The following is a 23,560-nucleotide window of genomic DNA, read 5'->3' on the forward strand; positions in this document are numbered from 1 at the left end:
GAATTTTATTCGTTTATTTTCTTCTGATTTAAATCCACCAGCCTTGTTCCGGCCAAGAAGTCGTAGAGGAACTGGCGGTCGGGATGGAACAGGGCGAAACCCCATGGCAGGATGAGCCAGATGAGCGCGGCTCCGAATGCGCCTTTGGGCGGTATATTGAGCAGATGACGCAATCCGGCGTAGGCAAGCAGGGGAATGAAAACAATAAAAATGCTGGCCCAAATAAAGCGCAGGCGCAGTTGAGGCAGGGGCGGCTGGGTGTCGTTTTTATCGGCTAAGCCGATTTTCCATGTTTGCATGGCGAGGGTTTGGCCTTTTTTGTGCCAGTTGGCGCGGAAGTAGAGCCACCATGCGTAGAACAGAATCAGGCAGGTTGTCAGCATGGACAGGCGAGTGGAAACGGGATTGAGAAAGATGGCGGCAATACCGGCTGCAAGGGCGGCAATGCTGGTCACGGCGCCAGTCAGCAGGAGTTCGTAAACCAGTGCGGCGAGGCGGCGTTTGAGTGGGGCGGTGGGAAGACGGGTCATAATGCGATGGAAACGGAAATGGGTTTGATGGCAATAAAAACAGGCCGTCTGAAACGGAGTGGGATGTTCAGACGGCCTGTTACTGTCGGGATTAGCGATGTGGACGTTTTTGACCGCGTGCCTGTTGGGCGGCCATTTGGTTCATTTCCTGACGGGTCGGACGTTTTTTGAAGATGGCGTGCGCTTCGTCAACGGAACATTTTTGCGACAGGCAAACCAGGGTAATTGCGTCTTTTTGATGTTGGCCGCCGCTGTGGTACATGCGGCGCAGGTTGGCTTCGTTGATACGGCCTTTTTCCGGATCGATGTCGAATTTTTTCAGGCGCTCGAGGAATTGGCGTTGCTGACGGCGCGAAGTCCAAACGAAACCGCCTGCGGCAGCGGCCACGATGATGACGGCCAACAGGATGGCCAGCGGCCATGAATCGACGATCAGAACGATGATGAGGCTTAATACGGCAGTGGTCAGCAGGGCCAGACCGCCGATGCGAAGTTTGGTTTTATTATCCATACGGTTGGTGTTTCCTTGTTTTTTGCTGGAAGAGGCCGTCTGAAATGCGAGGTTCAGACGGCCTGAATTTGAGTTTACGCTATTTTACAGTATTTTCTGTTTTTGGGGCGTATTGCGTGCAAGTTTCTTGACGCGTGGCAACGGTTTTCAAGCGGCCAGCGAGGTAACGAGCTGTTTGAACTCAGTCCATGCATCGCCATCTTCCGCACCTTTGATGATGCGGTCGATTTTGGCGCAGGTTTTGAGCGCATCGAGCAGGCGGTTGATGGCAATGCGTTTGGCCGCCATCGGTGCAAGGGTCTGCTTATCGCCCCATAAGCGCAGGCTGTTGCGCAGGCTTTGGATGTTTTGGCCCTGCTTGAGTGCGGCAGTCAGGTGGATTAGGGTGCGGATGTCTTCGGCAACCGCCCACAACAGCAAAACCGGCTCTTCGCCTTCTTCTTCCAAACCGTCCAGCAAACGGGAAACGCGCAGGGCATCGCCTTTCATCCATGCGCCTGCCAGTTGGAATACGTCGAAGCGGGCGACGGTGGCAACTGCGGCTTCTGCGTCGGTAATATTGATTAAATGGCCTTGTGGATGGAGCAGGGCGAGTTTTTCGATTTCCTGACGGGCGGCCAAAAGATTGCCTTCGACGCGCTCGGCAAAAAGGGCGAGTGCTTCAGGTTCGATATCCAAACCCTGCTGTTTCAGACGGCCCTGTATCCATTGCGGCAAAGCATGTGGCGCAACGGCTTTTGCTTCTAAGACGATGCCTTTGCCCGCCAATGCGGAAAACCATTTGGACTGGATTTGCGTTTTTTCAAGCTTGGGCAGGAGGATGAGCGTAACCGTATCTTCGGGCAGGCGTTCGGCGAAGGCTTGCAGGGCATCGCCTCCGTTTTTACCGGGTTTGCCGTTGGGAATGTGGATTTCCAGTAGTTTCAAATCGGCAAACAAACCTGCGCTGCCGGCACTGTGCAACAGCTCGTTCCAGTCAAAATTGTTTTCGGCGGTATAAACTTCGCGGTTGAGATAACCTTGTTTTTTTGCGGCTGCGCGCAGCGTATCCAAAGCCTCGATGCGCAACAAATCCTCTTCGCCGTGGATGATGTACAACGGTTTGAGCGGCGTATCAGGGCGCAGGCTCTCAATGGGCGCGGCAGCCATTATTGTGCCTTCAGGAAAGTCAGGCGGCGGACGATTTGATCTGCAGCGTCGATGCGCATTTCAGACCAAATGGTTTCTTCCTCTTCCTGTTTACCCAAAACTTCGCTGTCGGCGTAGTCCATGGTGCGGTGAACCTTGACTTCCATCGGTTCGCCAACCGGCTCGCCGTTGCGGAAGGCTTGGGCTTTGACGGTCATGGCCAGCAGGTATTCGTTGATTGCGGCGGCGCGGGTAATGGTGTAGATGTCGCGGCGTTTTTGAAAGTCGACAACGCGCAGGGTGATTTGTGATTCGGCTTCGCTAACCGGATGACCGTCGGCACGGCGTAAGGCATTTTCCAGCGCTTTTTGCATGACGGCTCCGCCTTCTACATACCAGTTTTGATAAGGCAGCGGCTGCGAAGTCACGCCTGTGCCTTTCAGGTGGAAACCGCAAGAGGCAAGCAATAGGGCGAGTGCAGGCAATAGGATTTTTTTCATTGGATATTCCTTCGTTGAAACCGGTTACGGTATCGTCGGATTATAACGAATAATGTTTAGGCCGTCTGAAACCGTAAACGGAAAGTATTTCAGACGGCCTTGTCTTTGATGGTGCAAATCTTATTTTTCCAACCAAATCAGGCTGACCATGCGGCCGGTTTGTCCGTCGCGGCGGTAGGAGAAGAAAGTATCGCGTTCCAAGACGGTGCAATGGGTGCCGCCATAAATCATGTTCACGCCCTCGCGGTGCAGAACCATGCGCGCCAAAGCGTAAATGTCGGCAAGATATTTGCCGCCGCCAATGTCTTCAAACGCATCGACAGCTTCCGGCATAGGTGTGCAAAACGCATCAAATACATCTTGCCCCACCTCAAACGCATCAGGGCCGATGGCAGGGGCGAGATAGGCCATGATTTCCAGCGGCTCGACATTCATTGCCGCAATGGTATTTTGCAAAACGCCACCGGCCAAACCGCGCCAGCCTGCATGAGCCGCCGCAACGACTATCCCTGCTTTGTCGCAAAACAAGACAGGCAGGCAATCGGCAGTCATCGAAGCGCAGGCGACCGTACCCGTCGTATCAACCGAGGCATCGGCGTTGGGCGTATTGCCTAACGCTTCGGCTGCGTTCACAACAATGGTGCTGTGGATTTGATTAAGGTAGGCAACGGGCAGGCCAACTTGTTCCTGTACGATTTCACGGTTGCGGAGCACGGCTTCCAAATTGTCGCCGACGTGTGAGCCGACATTCAGGCTGTGGTACACACCTTCGCTGACACCGCCGTTGCGCGTGGTAATAAGCGTTTTAACATTGGCAGGGGCAGGCCAGTCGGCAGTCAAAAAATTCTTGCCTTGCGAGGCAAGGTTTAGGGTATCTGTGATGGTTTTCATAATCTTTGAATCGCTGAATATTGGAACGGATTGATTTCAGACGGCCTCAAATAATATTTTAGGCCGTCTGAAAAATGGGTTTAATCCCTTACATAAACGACTTCGACATCGTAGTCGTCTTCATTCCAATCATCGTCATCGTCCATGCCGAATTTCTCTTGCCATTCTTCCTCGTTGCTTAGGGACGAATCCAAACCGGCTTCCAGACGCAGGACGGAAAGCAGGTGGTACATATCGTCAGGCATAGGCGCTTCAAAGGAAACGGTTTCGCCAGTTTTCGGGTGTACAAAGCTCAAGCGGTAGGCATGCAGGGCTTGGCGCGCGCCGAGGGCTTTGATGGCTTCTTTAACCGCGTCGCTGCATGGGTGGCGCAGGTTGCCGTAAACAGGGTCGGCGGCCAGCGGATGGTTGGCTTCGCGCATATGAACGCGGATTTGGTGCGTGCGGCCGGTTTCGAGCGAGCATTCGATGTAGCTGTGCGCCAGATAACGTTCCAACACTTTAACGTGGGTAATGGCAGGTTTGCCGCCGAATTTGACGACTGCCATTTTCAGGCGGTTGTGCGGATCGCGGCCGATTTGGGTTTCGATTTTGCCGTTGAAAGGAACAATGCCGTTGGCGACTGCGCGGTAAATGCGTTTGACTGTGCGCTCTTGAAGCTGCTGAACCAATGAGTTTTGCGCCGGCAGGGTTTTAGCGACCACCATCAGACCGCTGGTTTCTTTGTCCAAACGGTGTACGATGCCCGCACGCGGCACTTGGCTTAATTCGGGACAGTGCGCCAACAGGCCGTTGAGCAGGGTGCCGCTCCAGTTGCCTGCGGCAGGATGGACGACCAATCCGGCCGGTTTGTTGATGACGATGACAGTATCGTCTTCATAAATAATGTCCAAATCCATCGGTTCGGGCGTGAACGCGAGGTTTTCTTCGCTCGGACGTACCGTAACGGCAATCAATTCACCGCCTATCATTTTATCTTTGGGTTGCGCGGGCTTATCGTTTACAATGACTGCACCCTCTTTAATCCACGAACTCAGGCGGCTGCGCGAGTAGTCGGGCATGAGTTTGGCCAATACGGCATCCAGCCTTCCGCCCGCCATTTCGAGCGGAACGGTCAAATTAACACAACTTTCTGTTTCGGGGGATGACGGAAAGTCTAAATCATCGCTATAATCGGCTTCGTTATCAAAGGAAGTATTCTGCATGAAAAAAATTCTTTTAGTAGTTTCTTTAGGTTTGGCACTGAGTGCCTGCGCAAATAAAGGCACAATCGATAAAGACGCCCAAATTACTCAAGATTGGAGTGTGGAAAAGCTTTATGCCGAAGCGCAAGACGAGTTGAACAGCAACAATTATACGCGAGCTGTCAAGTTATACGAAATTTTAGAATCCCGTTTTCCAAACGGCCGCTATGCACAGCAGTCCCAGTTGGATACGGCGTATGCCTATTATAAAGACGATGAGCCGGAAAAAGCCTTGGCTGCCATCGCGCGCTTCCAACGCCATCATCCGCAACATCCGAATATGGACTATGCGCTGTACTTGAAAGGTTTGGTCCTGTTTAACGAAGACCAGTCTTTCTTAAACAAGCTGGCTTCCCAAGACTGGTCCGACCGTGACCCGAAAGCCAACCGCGATGCTTACCAGGCGTTTGCCGAGCTGGTGCAACGTTATCCAAACAGCAAATACGCTGCCGATGCAACCGAACGCATGGCCAAGCTGGTGGACGCTTTGGGCGGTAACGAAATGTCTGTGGCGCGTTATTACATGAAACGCGGTGCTTATGTTGCAGCGGCCAACCGTGCGCAAAAAATCGTCAGCCGTTACCAAAATACCCGTTATGTCGAAGAAGCTTTGGCGATGATGGAATTGGCGTACAAAAAACTGGACAAGCCGCAACTGGCCGCCGATACACGCCGCGTTTTGGAAACCAACTTCCCGCAAAGCCCGTTCTTGCAACACGAATGGCGATCTGACGATATGCCTTGGTGGCGTTACTGGCGTTAAGCGTCGGGTTGTTCAGGCATGAATAAGGCCGTCTGAAAATGATGCATCTATGCATTTGGTTTTCAGACGGCCTTTGTTTTTAATGTTTTTTTACGTTTCCTGCAAACAGGGTGCAAAATTTGTTTTAATATGGTAAAGTCTGATTTTAATAACTCGACGGTTTGAAGCCGTCACTCAGGGGCTGTTTAAATTTAAAATCAGTTTTGTTGAAGCCGCATCGGATGTTCTGTCGATGCATTCAGGAAAATTTCAGTTGTCAGGCTGATTTGGTTTTAAATTTAAGCAGCCCTTTGTGTTTACAAAAAACAGAGGTAGATTCTCATGAAGTCTTGGCAGCTTCCTGAACACGTCGCCGACGTATTGCCGACCAATGCGCGACAATTGGAAAGCGCCCGTGAGCGGCTGTTGGCTTTGTTCCGCGTGCATGGTTACGAATTGGTGCAGCCGCCGTTGATGGAATACAGCCATTCCTTATTGACGCATATCGATGCTGGTTTGTCTTTGAAAACCATTTTGGTCGTCGATCAGCTCAGCGGTCGCCAGCTCGGTATCCGCGCGGATATTACGCCGCAGGTGGCGCGCATTGATGCCCACTTGCTTTCCGCCAATCAAGGCATCAACCGTTTATGCTATGCCGGTTCGGTGCTTCATGCGCGGCCTGACGGATTGCTCAATATGCGCGAGCCTTTGCAGGCCGGTGCGGAAATGTACGGCTTGGAAGGTATTGAAGCGGATATTGAATTGATTGATTTGATGCTGAAAAGCATGAAGATCGCCGACATGGGCGAGGTCTTGCTTTCATTGGGCCATATTGGCGTATTCCGTGCTTTAGCAAATGCCGCGCATTTGGATGAGCAGCAATCGGCAATCCTGCTGTCATCGATGCAGGACAAAGATGCCGAGGCTGTCAGCCAGTTGGTCAAAGAGTGGAAACTCGATGGCATGTGGGCAAAAGCGTTTTCACTGTTGCCCCGACTGTACGGCGGTCGCGAAGTGCTGACTTTGGCCCGTGAGAAATTACCTGAATTATCCGCAGTCAGTGCGGCGCTGGATGAATTGCAGGCAGTATGCGATGCGTTCCCAAATCAAAAAGTGCATATCGATTTGTCGGAACTGCGCGTTGACAATTACCACACCGGCTTGCTTTACGCGGCTTATGGTTCAAATCTTTATGATGCCGTGGCACGTGGTGGCCGTTATGACGGATTGGGCGGATACTTCGGACGCGCGCGTCCTGCTGCTGGATTCAGTTTTGATTTGCGCAGCTTCATCGGCCGCCTTCCTGCTATCGGACGGGAATCCGTGGTGGCTGTCGATGTAAAAGACATGCCTGCGGCTCAAGAAGCGGTAGATGCTTTGCGCGAACAAGGACAATGTGTCGTTATCGATTACGGTATCGGCTATAACGGTTCGGAAGAGGTTACAGGCCGTCTGAAACAGGTAGACGGCGTTTGGAAAGTAATCGCTTTGAACGATTGAGTTTTATTTTGAAATTTTGTATCTGAAATAAGGTTAGATGGCTATGGCTAAAAATGTTGTCGTAATCGGTGCCCAATGGGGTGATGAAGGCAAAGGTAAGATTGTTGACTGGCTGGCGGAAGAAACCAGCGGTGTAGTACGTTTCCAAGGCGGCCACAATGCCGGCCATACTTTGGTTGTCGGTGGCAAAAAAACCATTTTGCGCCTGATTCCAAGCGGCATTTTGCATGAGACTTTGGACTGCTTCATCGGCTCAGGTGTTGTCGTTTCTCCTGAAGCATTGCTGGGTGAAATCGACGAATTGAACGCCGCCGGTGTGAAAAACGTTGAAGGCCGTCTGAAAATTGCGCCGACCTGCCCATTGATCCTGCCTTACCACATTGCGCTTGACCAAGCACGCGAAGCTTCCCGCGGTAAAAGCAAAATTGGTACAACCGGTCGCGGCATCGGCCCAGCCTATGAAGATAAAGTTGCCCGTCGCGCGATTCGCGTGGTGGACTTGTTGCACCCTGAAAAACTGGTTGAAAAATTGGAAGCTGTTTTGGCTTATTACAATGTTCAGTTGCAACACCTGCACAATGCCGAGCCGGTAAAAGTTGAAGACGTGATGGCGGTCATTGAAAAAGTTGCACCGCGCATTACGCCGATGATTACCGATGTTTCCCGTGTTTTGAACGAGAAAAACCGTAAAGGTGAAAGCCTGTTGTTTGAAGGCGCGCAAGGTACGTTGCTGGATATCGACTACGGTACTTATCCGTTTGTCACTTCTTCCAACTGCTTGGCAGGTGCCGCATCTGCCGGTGCAGGCGTAGGTCCGCAAATGCTGGATTACGTCTTGGGTATCGTTAAAGCCTATACCACCCGAGTGGGTTCCGGTCCATTCCCGACTGAATTGTTTGACGAAGTGGGCGCAGGTTTGGCTGAACGCGGCCATGAATTCGGTTCTGTAACCGGTCGTGCGCGTCGTTGTGGCTGGTTTGACGCGGCTGCTCTGAAACGCTCTATTCAAGTTAACGGCATTTCCGGCATGTGCATCACCAAGCTGGACGTGATGGACGGTATTGAAAACATCAATATCTGCGTAGGTTATGAATTGCCTGATGGCAGCAAAACCGACATTCTGCCTTGCGGCTCCGATGCGGTGGAAACCTGCAAACCGATTTACGAAACCATGCCGGGTTGGAGCGAGTCGACTTTTGGCGTGAAAGAGTACGACAAGCTGCCTGAAAACGCTAAAGCTTATCTGAAACGTATTGAAGAAGTTTGCGGTGCGCCTGTGGCTATTGTTTCAACCGGTCCTGATCGTGAAGAAACCATCGTTCTGCACCATCCGTTTGCTTAATTGATGAAGTGAATAAAGGCCGTCTGAATGTTTCAGACGGCCTTTATATATGCAATGCAATAAAAAATCAGCCCTGAAGAACACCTGTCTTCGGGGCTGAATTTTATATTCTACGCCGTTTTTAAGTGCGAATGTTTAGAAACTGCGCTGTAGTACCAAGTAACAATTATTCTCATTGACGTAAATCAAGAAAAACCAAATCTGTAATTTTATTTCACAAAAACCCCTGTAAATAAATGGGTATTGATGTTATCCTTTTAGAAAATTTACAGTCTATATTTTCAATAAAATTAGGAGCTTGATATGTCAAATGATGTTCAGCAACGTCCAGCCGCTTGGGAAGGTTTTGTCGGTGGCAACTGGGAAACCAACGTAGATGTCCGCGATTTTATTCAAAAAAACTACACGCCATATGAAGGCGATGCCTCTTTCTTGGCACCAGCAACCGAAGCCACAACCAAGCTGTGGGCGGAAGTGATGGAAGGCATCAAGGTTGAAAACCGTACGCACGAGCCGTATAAAATCGACGCGCAAATCGTCTCCGGTATTACCAGCCATGCTCCAGGCTATATCGACAAAAATTTGGAAACCATCGTCGGCCTGCAAACAGACGAGCCTTTGAAACGCTCTATCATGCCGTTTGGCGGTTTGAAAATGGTACAAGATGCGTGCAAAGTGTACAACGTTGAATTGAATCCTGAAGTCAGCGAAATTTTCACCAAATATCGCAAAACCCACAACCAAGGCGTATTTGACGTTTATACGCCCGACATCCGCCGCTGCCGTAAATCAGGTGTGATTACCGGCCTGCCGGATGCTTATGGCCGCGGCCGTATTATCGGCGACTACCGCCGCGTGGCATTGTACGGTATCGACTTCTTGATGAAAGACAAACTCAACCAGTTCAACTCACTGCAAGCCGATTTGGAAAACGGTGTGGACTTGGAAGAAGTCATCCGCCGTCGCGAAGAAATCAACGAACAATACAAAGCCTTGGGTCAAATGAAAGAAATGGCGGCTTCTTACGGCTACGACATTTCCGGCCCTGCAAAAAATGCACAAGAAGCCATCCAATGGACTTACTTTGCCTACCTCGCTGCCGTTAAATCTCAAAACGGTGCGGCGATGTCTTTCGGCCGTGTATCTTCATTCTTGGACATCTACATCGAACGCGACCTGAAAAACGGTGTGATTACCGAAACCCAAGCGCAAGAATTCATTGACCACTTGGTGATGAAACTGCGTATGGTTCGTTTCCTGCGTACTCCGGAATACGATCAACTCTTCTCCGGCGACCCGATTTGGGCAACCGAATCCATCGGAGGTATGGGCTTGGACGGCCGTACCTTGGTAACACGCACCAACTTCCGCGTGTTGCACACCCTGTACAACATGGGCCCGTCTCCTGAGCCAAACATCACTGTATTGTGGTCAGAACAACTGCCGCAAGGCTTTAAAGAATTCTGCGCCAAAGTATCCATCGACACTTCGTCTATCCAATACGAAAACGACGACTTGATGCGTCCTGACTTCAATAGCGATGACTATGCTATTGCCTGCTGCGTCAGCCCGATGATTGTCGGCAAACAAATGCAGTTCTTCGGCGCCCGTGCCAACTTGGCAAAAACCCTGCTGTACGCAATCAACGGCGGCGTGGATGAAAAATCTAAAGAGCAAGTTGGTCCGAAAACCGAGCCGATTATGGACGAAGTTTTGGACTACGACACTGTCTTTGAGCGCATGGACAAATTCATGGATTGGTTGGCAACCCAATACGTTACCGCGTTGAACATCATTCACTACATGCATGACAAATACAGCTACGAAGCCGCGTTGATGGCGCTGCATGACCGTGATGTGATCCGTACGATGGCTTGCGGTATTGCCGGTCTGTCTGTGGCTGCCGACTCCCTGTCTGCCATTAAATACGCCAAAGTGAAACCGATTCGTGACGAAAACGGCATTGCCGTTGACTTTGAAATCGAAGGCGAATACCCACAATTTGGTAACAACGATGACCGCGTTGACGATATCGCCTGCGATTTGGTTGAACGTTTCATGAAAAAAGTGGCAACCCACAAAACTTACCGCAACGCCACTCCGACTCAGTCCGTACTGACCATTACTTCCAACGTTGTTTACGGTAAGAAAACCGGTAATACTCCAGACGGCCGCCGTGCAGGCGCTCCGTTTGGTCCGGGTGCAAACCCAATGCACGGCCGTGACGTCAACGGTGCGGTCGCTTCATTGACTTCCGTAGCCAAACTGCCATTTGAGTTTGCCAAAGATGGTATTTCCTATACCTTCTCCATTATTCCTGGCGCATTGGGTAAAGACGAGCATTCTCGCGAACGCAACCTTGCCGGTTTGATGGACGGTTATTTCCACCATGAAGACGGTATTTTGGAAGGCGGTCAACACTTGAACGTCAACGTATTGAATCGTGAGACTTTGGAAGATGCAATGCACAATCCGGAGAAATATCCGCAGTTGACTATTCGAGTGTCCGGTTATGCGGTTCGCTTTAACTCGCTGACCCGCGAACAACAGCTTGACGTGATTACCCGTACGTTCACAGAAACCATGTAATCCGGGTTGAGAAACAAACCAGAAGCTAAATTTGCGTTTGGTTTGTTTTGAAACAAAGCTCCGAGGCCGTCTGAAATGTTCAGACGGCCTTTATTATCGTACAATCCATATAAGCAAAAACATTTTTGAGCCGAACACTATGTCCACGACTTTTGCCATTACCCCCGAGCCGGAACTGAAAGACCTTGGCCACCGTCACTATAACGGCAAAGGCATTATTCATTCGATTGAATCTTGCGGTGCTGTCGATGGTCCGGGTTTGCGCTACGTGCTCTTTTTGCAAGGTTGCCTGATGCGTTGCCTTTATTGCCATAATCGCGATACTTGGGATTTGCATACCGAGCAGGCGCAGGAATTGGATGTGGCAACCGTGATGAAGCAAGTCATGACCTATCGTCATTATCTGCGTGCGACAGGCGGAGGCGTAACGGCAACAGGCGGCGAGCCATTATTGCAATATGAGTTTGTGCGCGACTGGTTTACGGCCTGTCGGGAACACGATATCCATACTTGTCTCGACAGCAATGGCTATGCCTTGCACTATGATTCGATTTTGGATGATTTGCTTGATCATACCAATTTGGTCATGCTCGACTTAAAACAAATCGATCCTGAAATTCATAAAGTACTTGTCGGTATTCCCAATACCAAAACGCTGAAATTCGCGCGCTATCTTGCCGAACGCAATCAGCCGACGCGTGTGCGCTATGTGGTTGTTCCCGGTTATACCGATGATGAGCGTTCAGCGCATTTATTGGGCGAGTTTATTGGGAATATGGATAATGTAGAAATGGTCGAGCTTTTGCCGTATCACGAATTGGGCGCACACAAATGGGCTTTGTGCGGCGACGAATACAAATTAAAAGGCGTACATCCGCCGCCTAAAGAAACCATTTTGAAAATCAAAGAAATATTAGAGAGCTACGGAAAAAATATTATTTATTAAAACAGAAAAAGGCCGTCTGAAACGAAATAATCAGTTTCAGACGGCCTTTTCATTATTGAAAAAAACCTAAGCGTTCAATGCGGCCAAAACCTTGGCGACAACTTCTGATACCGCAACGGCTTGAGCCTGATTATCACGGCGCTCGGCATATTCGACATTGCCTTCTTTTAAGGCGCGATCGCCGATCACGATGCGGTGAGGAATACCCAACAGCTCGGAGTCATTCAGCAATACGCCCGCACGTTCGTCGCGGTCATCCAACAATACATCTGCACCGGCAGCCAAAAGCTCGGCATAGATTTTGTCGGCGGCTTCGCGTACAGCTTCTGATTTTTTGTAGTTCATCGGCACGATAACGACTTCAAACGGCGCCATTGCTTTGGTCCAAACAATGCCTTTTTCGTCGTTGTTTTGCTCGATGGCGGCGGCAACAACGCGGGTAATACCGATACCGTAGCAGCCCATTTCCATGATTTGGGATTTGCCGTTATTATCCAAGAAGCTGACATTCATGGCTTGGGTATATTTGTCGCGCAATTGGAAGACATGGCCGACTTCAATACCGCGCGCCAGTTTCAGACGGCCTTGTTCGTCAGGGCTGATATCGCCTTCGATGACATTGCGCAAATCGACAAATTCAGGCTCAGCAGCATCTCGGCCGAAGTTGAAGCCGGTATAGTGGTAGTCGTCTTCGTTCGCGCCGATAACCCAGTCTGCGCCTTTTTCGGTGGCGAAATCGGCATAGACTTTACCTTTGAAGCCGACAGGGCCGAGAGAGCCGCCGTTTGCACCGAACTGTTCAACAATCGCGGCAGGGCTTGCCATGGTCAGCGGTGATTTCACGCCGGCCAGTTTTTCTGCCTTGATGTCGTTAAATTCATGGTCGCCACGCAACAGCAGCAGGATGAGTTCGCCTTCGTTTTCGCCTTCAACCACGATGGATTTGAGGGTTTGTTCAACCGGAATATTGAGGAATTCAACCAAAGACTCAATGGTTTTGACGTTTGGTGTATGTACTTTGGTCAACTCGGCATGAGCAGCGGCGCGTTCGCCTTTAAGTGGCAAGGTAGGTGCCAATTCGATATTGGCGGCGTAATCAGAAGTGTCGCTATATGCAATAACGTCTTCGCCGCTCTCTGCCAATACTTGGAATTCGTGAGAGCCGGTACCACCGATGCTGCCGGTGTCTGCGGCGACGGGGCGGAATTCCAAGCCCAGACGGGTAAAGATACGACAGTAAGCGTCGTACATATCTTGATAGGTCGTCTGAAGCGAGGCATAGTCGGCATGGAAGGAATAAGCATCTTTCATGACGAACTCGCGCGCACGCATCACGCCGAAGCGCGGACGCACTTCATCGCGGAATTTGGTTTGGATGTGGTAAAAGTTTTTCGGCAGTTGTTTGTAGCTGTTGACTTCTTTGCGCACGATGTCGGCAATGACTTCTTCGCAAGTCGGACCCATGCAGAAATCGCGGTCATGACGGTCTTTCAGACGCAGCAGTTCTTTACCGTAAAACTCCCAGCGGCCGGATTCCTGCCACAGTTCGGCAGGTTGTACCACCGGCATCAGCAGCTCCACGCTACCTGCGCGGGCCATTTCTTCACGCACAATATTTTCAACTTTGCGCAATACACGCAGGCCCATCGGCATCCAAGTATAAAGACCGGATGCGTTGGCTTTGATCAAGCCGGCACGAATCATCAGCTTGTGGCTGGCAAGTGCGGCTTCGGCAGGAGCTTCTTTAAGGGTAGAAATGAAGAACTGGGAGGCTTTCATGGCGTATTTTTCTTTCTTAAAAATAAGTGCGTATTGTAACGCAAAATGTATGGCCGCGCGTCTTTTGAATGGCATCTGATGAAATCGGCCGTTATTTTACGCAGCTTTTGATTCGGGGCGATTTTTAGGGATGTCAACCCTAATTTATGCACAAAGCCGCATAACCTTGTTTTACCTATAAATTTTCACTGTATGATTATAGTAAAATCTTATAAATATAACTATTTGATTTTATTATATTTTATTTGATTAAATTTTAGTCAATTTAAGACTTAGTTTGTTCCTAAAGAAAATTTTACGATTACCCAAAGCTTATCAACAGATTTATCCACAGAGATTGTGTATAGATTTTAAATGCTGTCGGCGTAATGATTTCGCATGATTGGCAAGCCTTGTTTAAAGCAGATTGGGGCACCTTAAAAAGATGGGGCAACAACACGATGGGCAGGTTTTGCGCTAACATTCTGCTTATTGTTGTTTCCTTACAAGGAATAAAATGAAAAATTCAGAATTGCATTTGCTGGAACGCAGAAAGATGTTTAACGGGCATCAGGAACGTTACCGCCATTTTTCTCAAACTTGCCGGACGGATATGGTATTTGATGTCTATCTACCGCCACAAGTCTTAAAAGGCTATCCCGCACCTGTTTTATATTTTCTTTCCGGCTTAAATAGTGATGGTTCTGAATTGGTTCGGCAAAGCGGAATCCAACGTTTTGCGGCACAATGGAATATTATTGTGGTTTTTCCGGATACCTCGCCACGCGGTCAGCATGTTGCCGACAGTGAAGAGCATTATCTTGGACAGGGCGCCGGATTTTATGTCAATGCAACTGAAGCACCTTGGGCGCAGCATTATCAAATGGAAAGCTATATCAGCCAAGAATTGCCTGATTTGATCGAGCATCATTTTCCGGTAACGAAAGAGCGCAGCATTGCAGGTTTCAGCATGGGCGGGCATGGCGCGCTGCATTTGGCTTTGAAGCATCCCGGCCGATATGCTGCGGTTTCTGCCTTTGCGCCTTTATGTCATCCAATCGATACGGAAGGCGGCAGGCAGGCATTTTCAGCTTATTTGGGTCAAAACATGGAAACATGGAAATACTATGACAGTACAGAGCTGCTTCAGATGGCCTCGCATAAATTGCCTGTTTTGATCGATGTCGGCAGTGAAGATACTTTATATCCTGAAGTCCTGCAACCAGAAGGGTTTGTCCGCTCAACGCGTGAAAAAGGTTTCAATATCCAATATAAAGTACGTCCGGGCTATGGGCATGACTATTTCTTTATTGCCAGTTTTATCGATTCGCATATTGAGTTTCACGCTCAGGCATTAGGGCTTTAAACTATATTAAATAAAAGGCCGTCTGAAATCCGATTAATGGTCGGATTTCAGACGGCCTTTATTTGGTCTTTTTGTAACCTTTAATTTCAAACAGGCTTATTCCTCAGGACGTTCGCCGTCGGTATCGTCTAATTTACCTTCGGTAATATCGACATTGATACCGACTGCTGCACGGATTTTGGCATCGATTTCGTTGGCGATATCAGGATTTTCTTTCAGCCAAACGCGTACATTGTCTTTACCTTGGCCGATTTTTGCACCGTTGTAGCTGTACCATGCACCGGATTTCTCAACGATGTTATGTTTGACCCCCAAGTCGATCAATTCACCTTCCCAGCTGATGCCTTCGCCGTAAAGAATATCGAATTCGGCTTGACGGAATGGAGGCGCAACTTTGTTTTTGATGACTTTGACTTTGGTTTCGTTACCAATGACGTCATCACCTTTTTTAATCTGACCGGTACGGCGGATGTCGAGGCGGACGGAGGCGTAGAATTTGAGCGCGTTACCGCCGGTTGTGGTTTCAGGGCTGCCAAACATCACGCCGATTTTCATACGGATTTGGTTGATGAAAACAACCAATGTATTGGTGCGTTTGATGTGGCCGGTCAGTTTGCGTAAGGCTTGGCTCATCAGGCGTGCTTGCAGGCCGACGTGGCTGTCACCCATTTCGCCTTCGATCTCGGCTTTAGGCACAAGTGCGGCTACGGAGTCGACAACAACCATATCGATACCGCCAGAGCGTACCAATGTATCGCAGATTTCCAATGCCTGTTCGCCGGTATCCGGTTGGGAGAGATAGAGTTCTTCGACTTTTACACCGAGTTTGCGGGCGTAAATGGGGTCAAAAGCATGCTCGGCATCGATGAATGCGCAGATACCGCCATTTTTTTGGCATTGGGCAATGGCTTCGAGACAGAGTGTGGTTTTACCGGAGGATTCCGGGCCGAAAATTTCAACCACGCGGCCGCGGGGCAGACCGCCGACGCCGAGTGCCAAGTCCACGCCGAGGGAGCCGGTGGAAATAACATCAAGGTTTTCTTCCTGTTGGCTGCCGTCCATTTTCATGATGGAGCCTTTGCCGAAGTTTTTTTCGATTTGGGCAAGGGCGGCGGCTAAGGCTTTGCTTTTTTCGTCTGACATGTTTTCTCTCCGAAAGGAAATATGAATCGCTAAGAATTTATTTAGCTATTATCGCATAAATTAAGAAAAAGTATAGTTTTATTTTTATTTTTCAGACGGCCTGTGTTTTTTGTATGCAACAGGCCGTCTGAAACGTTGAATAATCAATCAGTTGGTCAATGATGCAAAAACTTGGAAATAGTCGGGGAAAGTTTTATGCGTACATTTCGGGTCGTTGATGATGACGGGGACGCCCAAAAGCGAAGCCAGAGAGAAACACATGGCCATACGGTGGTCGTCGTAAGTATCGATGACGGCATCGGGGGTAAGTGTTTCGGGCGGCGTAATATGAATGGCCTCGGCTTCTTCAACGACTTCTGCACCCAGTTTGCGCAGTTCGGTTGCCATGGCGGCGATGCGGTCGGTTTCTTTGACGCGCCATGAGCCGATATTGCGCAGGGCGCAGGGCTGTTTGGTGGCCAGTGCGACGATAGCCAGAGTCATGGCCGCGTCAGGGATATGGTTGGCATCCAAATCAAAAGCCTGAATCTTGCGCTCGGCAGGACGGGAAATTTCTACAAAATTTTCGCCCCAAATGACATCCGCACCGATTTTCTCCAGTTCGCGGGCGAAGGCAACGTCGCCTTGAATGCTGTGTGCGCCGATACCGGTTACGCGGATGGGTGTACCCGCAATCAGGCCTGCGCCCAAGAAATAAGACGCGCTGGAGGCATCGCCTTCTACATATAAATGTTCGGGCGCATGATATTTGGCACCGGCCGGGATTTTAAATACACGGTAGTCTTCATTGATGATGTTCACACCGAACTGCGCCATCAGCTTGAGCGTGATGTCGATATAAGGTTTGGAAATCAACTCGCCTACCATGTGGATTTCAAATGCTTGTCCGGTCAGGGGCAAAGCCATCAGCAGGGCGGTCAGGAATTGGCTGGAAACATTGCCTTTAATCGGAATAACGCGCTCGTCGTTGTCTTGGTGTTTGCCGATCTGAAGCGGAGGATAGTTTTCATTGCCCAGATATTGTACGTCCGCGCCTGCAATCCGCAGCGCATCCACCAAATCGCCGATAGGGCGTTCGTGCATACGCGGTACGCCATGCAGATGATAGTCGCCACCCAAAACGGCAAGCGCGGCAGTCAAAGGACGGAATGCCGTACCAGCGTTGCCTAAAAACAAATCGGCGGTTTGGTTGGGAAAGCGGCCGCCGGTGCCATGAACTTTCAGACGACCTTCAGGTAAAGATTCAATTTGAACACCGAGTTTGTCGAGTGCTTCAAGCATTCGGTCGGTGTCGTCGGATTTGAGCAAAGAATGGATTTCGCAAACGTTGTCGGAGAGTGCCGCCAAGAGCAGCGTGCGGTTGCTGATGCTTTTGGAACCGGGCAGGGCAACGGTCGAAGGCTTGAGTGTAGAAGCGGGCAGGCGGATGGATTCGGTCATGGCTGGACTAAGCTCGTTTGAATTGTAAATTAGACCGATATTATACGCAGGCAAAGGCCGTCTGAAAAATGAAGAGGGCGCAATTTATTTGTGAAAAAAATGAATTTTTATATCGTTACACAATTTTTCAATCATTTATTTTGAAATTTTCTGCTCCTGTTTTGTGTTTGCCGCTATAACTTATTTTGTTGTGGCAGGTATATAACCAAACACCATAAGAAAATCAGAAACCATTCTTTCCTATTTGTTCAGACGGCCTTTAATATCGGCGGACAATCATTGATAAAGTAAGAGCACGACCATGAGCCATTATCCTTTGTTTGCCGATTTGAGAGACCGTCCTGTTTTACTGGTAGGCGCAGGCAAGGTTGCCGAACGCAAGGCGGAAAGCCTGTTGTCTGCCGGAGCGCGCGTACGCGTTGTTGCGGAAACTCTGAATCCGCAGTTTCAGCAATGGGCGGCTGAAGGGAAAATAGTTTGGCTGGGCGGCTTGTTTGAAGAAGCCATGTTGGACGAGGTGTATTTTGTTATTGCGGCGACGGATGACGACGTGTTTAACCACCGTGTTTTTGAAGCGGCGGAACGACGGGCAAAATTGTGTAATACGGTGGATACGGCGGACTTGTGTTCGTTTATCGTACCTGCCGTGGTGGATAGGGGACCGTTGAAGATCGCCATATCCAGCGGCGGTACTGCGCCTGTATTGGCGCGTAAATGGCGGCAGATTATTGAGACATTGATTCCGCTGCATACGGGCACGATGGCGCGTATTGCCGGCAAATGGCGCACAAAGGTTAAGCAAGCGCTGAATAATGTCGAACAACGCCGTTATTTTTGGGAGAAGTTGTTCGACAGCCGTTTCAGTATTTTTGCAGCTCAAAACAATATCGAGGCGGCGGAACGTGAATTGATCACGCAGTTAAACCGGGAAACGCCGTTTGGCGGCGAAGTGGTTTTGGTGGGGGCAGGGCCGGGAGATCCGGGCTTGCTGACCATACATGCTTTGCAGGCGATTCAGGCTGCGGATACCGTGTTTTACGATGCTTTGGTGTCGGATGAAATTTTGGCGATGGTACGCAAAGATGCGGTGAAAATCAGCGTGGGTAAACGCGCCGGTGCGCACCATGTCCAGCAGGAAGAAACCAACCGTCTATTGGTTGAGCACGCTCAAAAAGGCGAGCGCGTGGTAAGGTTGAAAGGCGGCGATCCTTTTGTGTTCGGGCGTGGCGGGGAGGAAGTACAAACCCTGCATCAGGCCGGAATTGCCTACCGCATTGTGCCGGGCATTACTGCTGCACTTGGAGCTACTGCTTATGCCGGTATTCCGTTAACCCATCGCGATTGCGCCCAAAGTGCTTTATTTGTAACTGGCCACAGCAAACACGAGGGCAATCAGCCTGATTGGCAGACTTTGGCTTTAAGCCGCCAAACGTTGGTAATCTATATGGGTACGCTTAAAGCGGCTGAGATTGCGGAAAAGTTGATGGCTTATGGCAGGCAGCCTTCTACACCCGTCGCTGTGATTTCCAATGGGACTTTACCGAATCAAACCGTGCGGACAGGCCGTCTGAAAGATTTGGGCTTGCTGGCTGCCGAAGCAGAGCGTCCAGCTTTAATGGTGATTGGCGAAGTGGTTGCTCTGCGCGATGAGATGAAATGGTTTGGAGAATTTGTCGAATGCTATGAAGAAGCGGCGTAAAGAGGATTGATCAAATAAGGCCGTCTGAACATTGGTTTCAGACGGCCTTGCCTTATTTAGAAGCTTGGCAATATTGCTGATAACGTTCTGCCAGTCCATATAGGATGATTGCTGTCAGACCCCAAATGTCATAGTGTTGGAAAGGCAGGGCGGGGAGGGCGAGGGTTTGATTGTTGTGATGAAGATGACGGAATGTATAGTTTTGCAGGTTTAAGGCGAAGTTCAAAGGCAGATAAAAAATTTCAGCTACTTCGTCGGGATTGGCTTTAGGGTTGACGGGCTGGGTGCAAATTGCCGGAACAGGCGTAACACGATAGCCGGAAGGCGTGTCATAAAAGGGGAGCGGCGCAAAAGTCTGCCATGCGGCAATCGGAATGGCGGTTTCTTCATAAGCTTCTCTTAACGCCGTTGCCGTTAGGTTATCGTTTTGAACATCTTTGCGGCCGCCGGCAAAGGCGATTTGTCCGGTGTGCTGCCTTAAGGTCTCGGCCCTTTTGGTCAGTAAGATTTGCCACGCTCCTTCATGCAAGACAATGTCGACCAAAACGGCTGCTTCTTTGACTGTGTGGGCGGTAACTAATTGATTGCGCTCTGCTTGCATACGGCTGCTGAAGTGTGAAGCTTGAGTGAGGAAATGGATAAGTTGGTCGGTATTCATTTCTGGCGCTGATCATTTTATGCAGATGAGGATTACACAAGGTTTACGGTTACCGTGTCAACAAAATAGGGTGCGTGTGTTACAGTTATGCCTGAATGATAAATAAAGCTTTGCGTCTGTTCTGCAAGTGCTTAGGCCGTCTGAAAATGCCGGCAGGTTCTCAAAAAGGATAGTTATGTTGTTTTCCCCATCCCGTATTCAAGTAGCAGCTGCGGCTGTCATGATGTTGTTTGCTACACAAACTTTCGCCGCGCCCGGCGATTCAAATGCAGTTTTTGAATCGGCTAAGATTATAAAAAAGAAAAGCCGTGCCGACCGTTTTTCTCCCGAAGAGCGTGAGCAGGAGCGGATACGTCTGTTGGGTATACAAAACCGCACATCGCAGGTTTTTACTTTGTTAAATTCAGAACTGGCTCTGCAAAAGGGTGATGCCGCCTCTGCACTGTTTACTTATATTTTGACGTTGCATCGCACCAAATCTCCCGAAGTGGCCGAACGCGCTTTGGAGATGGCGGTTTCTTTAAATGCCTTTGAACAGGCTGAAGCCATTTACCAAAAATGGCGCGAAATCGAGCCTGAGCCTGGTGAAACACAAAAGCGTATGACTTGGTTGCGCAATTTGCTGCTGGGTAAAGCCGATAAGAATTTGAGCGGATTGGACGAGGTGATTGCCGGCGGTAGTGAAGACGAGCAAAAGCGCGTGTTCTTGCTTTTGGCGCAAACCGCAGCCCAACAGCCGAATCTGACCAGCGATGCGGTCAAACAGGTGCATAAAACGGCCTTGAATTATAAAGATTTTCCAGAAGCGGCGATTGCGGATGCAATTTTTAGTGCAAAAGACGGTCAAAAGAAACACGCCATTGCCGCATTGCAACGCTTGGCCAAGTTGGACAACGAAATTCTGCCGCCGACTTTTGTTACCCTGCGTCTGATGGCGCAACGGCATCCTGATATTCTGGACGGCTTTTTCAAAGAGACAGACACCAAAACCTTATCTCCGATTTGGCAGGAATTGGATATCGCCAATTTGATCGCCCATGGCCAAAATGATAAGGCTTTTAAGCGTTTGCAGACTTTGTTGGAAGAAAATCCAAACCCTGATTTGTATATTCAGGCCGCCTTATTGTCCGCCAGCAAGACGGAAAATATTTCTGCGGTAAACAGTTATCTGGAAAAGGCTTATAAAGCCGGCACGGAAGAGCAGCGCAGCCGTGCAGCGTTAATTGGTGCGGTTTCATATAATGATGTAGAAGAATTGGCCAAAGCCAAACAATGGCTGGATAAGGTAACGGCTACGGCTTATACGTTTGATAAAACCATTTTGGCTGCTTCCATCGAAGCTAAACAGGGTAACCATAAAGAGGCTTGGGCATTGGTGCAACGCGCACAAAAAATGCCCGAGCAAAGAGGACGTTATTTTGAAGCCAGGGATTTGCTGAATACGGCTTTGTTCGTATTGTCTAAAAATACCAATCTGCAAGAATCGTTGAACGCTTTGAACAGCTTGGTAAATTCCACCGAAAAATCCTTGAAAACCCAAGCTTCTCCAGAGTTGCTTGCCAATGTGCTGTATCAGCGTTCGATGGTGTATGAGAAGCTGAATCAGCCAAGCAAGGCGATTGCCGATTTACGCCGTGTGGTAGAGCTGTATCCGGATAATCCGCATGGTTGGAATGCTTTGGGCTATACCTTGTTGTCAAACGGCAAGGATTTGGACGAGGCTTTCAAAATGGTTCAGACGGCCTATCAAATGGATCCGGAAAGCGCAGCAATTAATGATAGTGTAGGCTGGGCTTATTATCTTAAAGGCGATGCCCAAATGGCTTTGCCGTATATCCAATATGCCTATGAAAAAGAACCTGAAGCCGAAGTCGCCGCGCATTTGGGCGAAGTCCTATGGACGCTTGGAGACCAAGACAAGGCCAAAGAAATCTGGAATGACGGCTTGAAACGCGGAAACAATCTCCGAGTATTAAAAGAGACAATGTCCAAATTTGGTATAACGTCCAGCAAACCGCATACTCAAAAACACAAATAAAACCAAAAGGCCGTCTGAAAAGCGTTTGATTTCAGACGGCCTATGAAGGGATATCCATGAATGTAAAACAATTATCATCGGTTGCAGCCTTATTGCTTTTAGCTGCCTGTGCACAGCCAAACTTACCCCAGCAAAACAGTTGGCAAGCAGCAGAGCAGGTGCAGGATTTTAGTGCAGACGGTCGATTGGCTGTCAAAGTGGAAGGCAAAGGCTCTTATGCAAATTTCGACTGGACTTATCAGAATGCGGTTCAAACCATTGATGTCAATACACCGCTGGGTAATACCGTAGGCCAGCTGTGTCAAGACAGTGAAGGTGTATTGGCAGTAGACAGTAAGGGTAAGGTTTATCAGGCGGAAACGGCTGAGGAATTAAGCAGACAGCTTTTGGGCTTTGCTTTGCCGGTTCAATATCTGCATATTTGGGCTGATGGTAAACGCGTTGCCAATGCGCCATACAAAATCCTGCCTTATGGCCGTCTGGAGCAGTTTGACTGGACAATATCGCGTACTTTAAATGGTTCAGGACAGCCCAAAACACTTCAACTTGAGAATGCCAAGTTTAATATCCGCTTGGTGTTCGATACGGTAAACCACTCTTTGGATAAGAATGGACAAACCCGATGCGCAGCACGCAAATAGAGGATACCATGTCTGTTTCAGAGGAAATCCAAGCCTTTCCTGCACCGGCTAAATTAAATTTGGATTTGAGGATTACCGGCCGCAGGAGCGATGGTTATCATAATTTGGAAAGTATTTTCTGTTTGATCGGCTTATATGATACCGTTCATCTGAAAATGCGTACTGATGGGCAGATTATTCTGCATACGCCGGTAGAAGGGCTTGAGCCTGAGCAAGACTTGACTCATCGGGCGGCTAAATTATTACTGCCATATGCAAGCGTGGCGCATGGTGTCGAAATCTGGTTGGATAAGGTGATTCCGACCGGAGGCGGATTGGGCGGCGGCAGCTCTGATGCAGCCACGGTTTTAATGGTTTTAAACCAATGGTGGCAATGCGGCTTGAGCAGGCAGCAACTGATTGATTTAGGCGTAAGTCTTGGTGCAGATGTTCCTTTTTTTATTTTTGGAAGAAGTGCTTTTGCCAAAGGCGTGGGCGAGAAGCTGGCTGAAATAGATGTCCCTAAACAATGGTATGTTATCGTTAAGCCCCCCGTCCATGTTGCAACAGCTAAAATTTTTGCACATGAAGGCTTGACACGGGATTCCAAACCCAGCATAATGCCGACTTTCCAATCGTTACAGCCGTTTCAAAATGATATGCAGGCTGTTGTGTTTCAGGAATATCCTGAAGTTTGGAAGGCTTATGTTGAGTTATCCCAATATGGTTATGCATTAATGACTGGTTCTGGGGCTTGTTTGTTTATAGCAAGTGAATCTCATCAAGAAGCACATACAATTTACCAACAGGTTTCTCAATCATATGAAGCTTATTGTGTGGAAGGATTAGATATTCATCCGCTGTTTCATATGATTTAGTAAGTTGGGGAGTCGTCAAGCGGTTAAGACACTGGAT

The 23,560-nt window shown here is 49.2% G+C and carries 20 protein-coding genes; 10 read left to right on the forward strand and 10 right to left on the reverse strand.

Annotated elements, in window-relative coordinates; genetic code table 11:
* Positions 1 to 5 precede the first annotated feature (5 nt).
* The 6 genes from HMPREF2606_RS01850 to rluD all read right to left on the reverse strand — a co-directional run bounded on the left by HMPREF2606_RS01850 (position 6) and on the right by rluD (position 4,765).
* Complete coding sequence (locus HMPREF2606_RS01850) at positions 6 to 530, reverse strand: RDD family protein (protein ID WP_070843214.1); 525 nt, start codon at positions 528 to 530, stop codon at positions 6 to 8.
* 91 nt (positions 531 to 621) lie between these two features.
* Positions 622 to 1,041 (reverse strand): hypothetical protein, encoded by a 420-nt coding sequence (locus tag HMPREF2606_RS01855; protein WP_003746427.1) that lies wholly within the window; start codon positions 1,039 to 1,041, stop codon positions 622 to 624.
* A 147-nt stretch (positions 1,042 to 1,188) separates the two neighbouring features.
* Positions 1,189 to 2,190 carry a DNA polymerase III subunit delta gene (holA, locus tag HMPREF2606_RS01860; RefSeq protein ID WP_070843215.1) on the reverse strand — a complete coding sequence of 334 codons (1,002 nt, stop codon included), beginning with the start codon at positions 2,188 to 2,190 and terminating at the stop codon, positions 1,189 to 1,191.
* A complete protein-coding gene (gene lptE / locus HMPREF2606_RS01865; RefSeq protein ID WP_070843216.1) occupies positions 2,190 to 2,669 on the reverse strand; it encodes an LPS-assembly lipoprotein LptE in 480 nt (159 codons plus the stop codon). Before lptE ends, holA begins: the two co-directional genes overlap by 1 nt.
* A 120-nt stretch (positions 2,670 to 2,789) precedes the next feature.
* Positions 2,790 to 3,560: a peptidoglycan editing factor PgeF gene (pgeF, locus tag HMPREF2606_RS01870; protein ID WP_070713941.1), complete on the reverse strand. Its 771-nt coding sequence runs from the start codon at positions 3,558 to 3,560 to the stop codon at positions 2,790 to 2,792.
* A gap of 80 nt (positions 3,561 to 3,640) precedes the next feature.
* The gene (rluD, locus tag HMPREF2606_RS01875) at positions 3,641 to 4,765 is read right to left on the reverse strand and encodes a 23S rRNA pseudouridine(1911/1915/1917) synthase RluD (RefSeq protein ID WP_070713938.1); all 1,125 of its coding nucleotides are present in this window, start codon (positions 4,763 to 4,765) and stop codon (positions 3,641 to 3,643) included.
* Here rluD and HMPREF2606_RS01880 point away from each other — a divergent pair.
* The 5 genes from HMPREF2606_RS01880 (at position 4,764) to pflA (ending at position 11,923) form a co-directional block, all read left to right on the forward strand.
* Positions 4,764 to 5,567: an outer membrane protein assembly factor BamD gene (locus HMPREF2606_RS01880; RefSeq protein WP_004519923.1), complete on the forward strand. Its 804-nt coding sequence runs from the start codon at positions 4,764 to 4,766 to the stop codon at positions 5,565 to 5,567. The genes rluD and HMPREF2606_RS01880 overlap by 2 nt on opposite strands.
* Positions 5,568 to 5,888: 321 nt before the next feature.
* A complete protein-coding gene (locus HMPREF2606_RS01885; protein WP_070713935.1) occupies positions 5,889 to 7,046 on the forward strand; it encodes an ATP phosphoribosyltransferase regulatory subunit in 1,158 nt (385 codons plus the stop codon).
* A 43-nt stretch (positions 7,047 to 7,089) separates the two neighbouring features.
* Complete coding sequence (locus HMPREF2606_RS01890) at positions 7,090 to 8,388, forward strand: adenylosuccinate synthase (RefSeq protein ID WP_070585699.1); 1,299 nt, start codon at positions 7,090 to 7,092, stop codon at positions 8,386 to 8,388.
* A gap of 303 nt (positions 8,389 to 8,691) precedes the next feature.
* Positions 8,692 to 10,977, forward strand: a complete 2,286-nt coding sequence (gene pflB / locus HMPREF2606_RS01895) for a formate C-acetyltransferase (protein ID WP_070713929.1) — start codon at positions 8,692 to 8,694, stop codon at positions 10,975 to 10,977.
* A 139-nt stretch (positions 10,978 to 11,116) separates the two neighbouring features.
* Positions 11,117 to 11,923 (forward strand): pyruvate formate lyase 1-activating protein, encoded by an 807-nt coding sequence (gene pflA / locus HMPREF2606_RS01900; protein WP_070713925.1) that lies wholly within the window; start codon positions 11,117 to 11,119, stop codon positions 11,921 to 11,923.
* 66 nt (positions 11,924 to 11,989) lie between these two features.
* On the opposite strand, the gene HMPREF2606_RS01905 is transcribed toward pflA, so the two are convergent.
* A complete protein-coding gene (locus HMPREF2606_RS01905; RefSeq protein WP_070714217.1) occupies positions 11,990 to 13,702 on the reverse strand; it encodes a proline--tRNA ligase in 1,713 nt (570 codons plus the stop codon).
* A gap of 496 nt (positions 13,703 to 14,198) precedes the next feature.
* On the opposite strand from HMPREF2606_RS01905, the gene fghA reads away from it, so the two are divergent.
* Complete coding sequence (gene fghA / locus HMPREF2606_RS01910; RefSeq protein WP_070585700.1) at positions 14,199 to 15,047, forward strand: S-formylglutathione hydrolase; 849 nt, start codon at positions 14,199 to 14,201, stop codon at positions 15,045 to 15,047.
* A 96-nt stretch (positions 15,048 to 15,143) separates the two neighbouring features.
* Here fghA and recA read toward each other — a convergent pair whose 3' ends face one another.
* On the reverse strand, positions 15,144 to 16,190 hold the full coding sequence (gene recA, locus HMPREF2606_RS01915; protein ID WP_070713923.1) for a recombinase RecA: 1,047 nt from the start codon (positions 16,188 to 16,190) through the stop codon (positions 15,144 to 15,146).
* 147 nt (positions 16,191 to 16,337) lie between these two features.
* Positions 16,338 to 17,630 (reverse strand): 3-phosphoshikimate 1-carboxyvinyltransferase, encoded by a 1,293-nt coding sequence (aroA, locus tag HMPREF2606_RS01920; protein ID WP_070814227.1) that lies wholly within the window; start codon positions 17,628 to 17,630, stop codon positions 16,338 to 16,340.
* Between the two features lie 301 nt (positions 17,631 to 17,931).
* On the opposite strand from aroA, the gene cysG reads away from it, so the two are divergent.
* Positions 17,932 to 19,329: a siroheme synthase CysG gene (cysG, locus tag HMPREF2606_RS01925; RefSeq protein ID WP_070814226.1), complete on the forward strand. Its 1,398-nt coding sequence runs from the start codon at positions 17,932 to 17,934 to the stop codon at positions 19,327 to 19,329.
* A gap of 52 nt (positions 19,330 to 19,381) precedes the next feature.
* Here the strand turns inward: cysG and HMPREF2606_RS01930 are convergent, their stop codons facing one another.
* Positions 19,382 to 19,987 (reverse strand): CoA pyrophosphatase, encoded by a 606-nt coding sequence (locus tag HMPREF2606_RS01930; RefSeq protein WP_070843217.1) that lies wholly within the window; start codon positions 19,985 to 19,987, stop codon positions 19,382 to 19,384.
* Positions 19,988 to 20,162: 175 nt separating this feature from the next.
* Here HMPREF2606_RS01930 and HMPREF2606_RS01935 point away from each other — a divergent pair, with 175 nt between their 5' ends.
* From HMPREF2606_RS01935 to ispE, 3 genes are read left to right on the forward strand one after another with little or no spacing between them, the layout of a single operon-like run.
* A complete protein-coding gene (locus HMPREF2606_RS01935) occupies positions 20,163 to 22,025 on the forward strand; it encodes a tetratricopeptide repeat protein (RefSeq protein WP_070713911.1) in 1,863 nt (620 codons plus the stop codon).
* Positions 22,026 to 22,081: 56 nt separating this feature from the next.
* The gene (locus HMPREF2606_RS01940) at positions 22,082 to 22,666 is read left to right on the forward strand and encodes an outer membrane lipoprotein LolB (RefSeq protein WP_070713910.1); all 585 of its coding nucleotides are present in this window, start codon (positions 22,082 to 22,084) and stop codon (positions 22,664 to 22,666) included.
* 8 nt (positions 22,667 to 22,674) lie between these two features.
* A complete protein-coding gene (gene ispE / locus HMPREF2606_RS01945; protein ID WP_070843227.1) occupies positions 22,675 to 23,523 on the forward strand; it encodes a 4-(cytidine 5'-diphospho)-2-C-methyl-D-erythritol kinase in 849 nt (282 codons plus the stop codon).
* Positions 23,524 to 23,560 lie beyond the last annotated feature (37 nt).

The organism is Neisseria sp. HMSC070H10, assembly GCF_001837635.1.
Classification (GTDB): domain Bacteria; phylum Pseudomonadota; class Gammaproteobacteria; order Burkholderiales; family Neisseriaceae; genus Neisseria; species Neisseria subflava_A.

What these genes read in the sequence shown, in the direction of transcription:
- HMPREF2606_RS01850 (WP_070843214.1), bottom strand. Translation starts at nt 530, where the DNA reads ATGACCCGTCTTCCCACCGCCCCACTCAAACGCCGCCTCGCCGCACTG.
- HMPREF2606_RS01855 (WP_003746427.1), bottom strand. Translation starts at nt 1,041, where the DNA reads ATGGATAATAAAACCAAACTTCGCATCGGCGGTCTGGCCCTGCTGACC.
- holA (WP_070843215.1), bottom strand. Translation starts at nt 2,190, where the DNA reads ATGGCTGCCGCGCCCATTGAGAGCCTGCGCCCTGATACGCCGCTCAAA.
- lptE (WP_070843216.1), bottom strand. Translation starts at nt 2,669, where the DNA reads ATGAAAAAAATCCTATTGCCTGCACTCGCCCTATTGCTTGCCTCTTGC.
- pgeF (WP_070713941.1), bottom strand. Translation starts at nt 3,560, where the DNA reads ATGAAAACCATCACAGATACCCTAAACCTTGCCTCGCAAGGCAAGAAT.
- HMPREF2606_RS01880 (WP_004519923.1), top strand. Translation starts at nt 4,764, where the DNA reads ATGAAAAAAATTCTTTTAGTAGTTTCTTTAGGTTTGGCACTGAGTGCC.
- rluD (WP_070713938.1), bottom strand. Translation starts at nt 4,765, where the DNA reads ATGCAGAATACTTCCTTTGATAACGAAGCCGATTATAGCGATGATTTA.
- HMPREF2606_RS01885 (WP_070713935.1), top strand. Translation starts at nt 5,889, where the DNA reads ATGAAGTCTTGGCAGCTTCCTGAACACGTCGCCGACGTATTGCCGACC.
- HMPREF2606_RS01890 (WP_070585699.1), top strand. Translation starts at nt 7,090, where the DNA reads ATGGCTAAAAATGTTGTCGTAATCGGTGCCCAATGGGGTGATGAAGGC.
- pflB (WP_070713929.1), top strand. Translation starts at nt 8,692, where the DNA reads ATGTCAAATGATGTTCAGCAACGTCCAGCCGCTTGGGAAGGTTTTGTC.
- pflA (WP_070713925.1), top strand. Translation starts at nt 11,117, where the DNA reads ATGTCCACGACTTTTGCCATTACCCCCGAGCCGGAACTGAAAGACCTT.
- HMPREF2606_RS01905 (WP_070714217.1), bottom strand. Translation starts at nt 13,702, where the DNA reads ATGAAAGCCTCCCAGTTCTTCATTTCTACCCTTAAAGAAGCTCCTGCC.
- fghA (WP_070585700.1), top strand. Translation starts at nt 14,199, where the DNA reads ATGAAAAATTCAGAATTGCATTTGCTGGAACGCAGAAAGATGTTTAAC.
- recA (WP_070713923.1), bottom strand. Translation starts at nt 16,190, where the DNA reads ATGTCAGACGAAAAAAGCAAAGCCTTAGCCGCCGCCCTTGCCCAAATC.
- aroA (WP_070814227.1), bottom strand. Translation starts at nt 17,630, where the DNA reads ATGACCGAATCCATCCGCCTGCCCGCTTCTACACTCAAGCCTTCGACC.
- cysG (WP_070814226.1), top strand. Translation starts at nt 17,932, where the DNA reads ATGAGCCATTATCCTTTGTTTGCCGATTTGAGAGACCGTCCTGTTTTA.
- HMPREF2606_RS01930 (WP_070843217.1), bottom strand. Translation starts at nt 19,987, where the DNA reads ATGAATACCGACCAACTTATCCATTTCCTCACTCAAGCTTCACACTTC.
- HMPREF2606_RS01935 (WP_070713911.1), top strand. Translation starts at nt 20,163, where the DNA reads ATGTTGTTTTCCCCATCCCGTATTCAAGTAGCAGCTGCGGCTGTCATG.
- HMPREF2606_RS01940 (WP_070713910.1), top strand. Translation starts at nt 22,082, where the DNA reads ATGAATGTAAAACAATTATCATCGGTTGCAGCCTTATTGCTTTTAGCT.
- ispE (WP_070843227.1), top strand. Translation starts at nt 22,675, where the DNA reads ATGTCTGTTTCAGAGGAAATCCAAGCCTTTCCTGCACCGGCTAAATTA.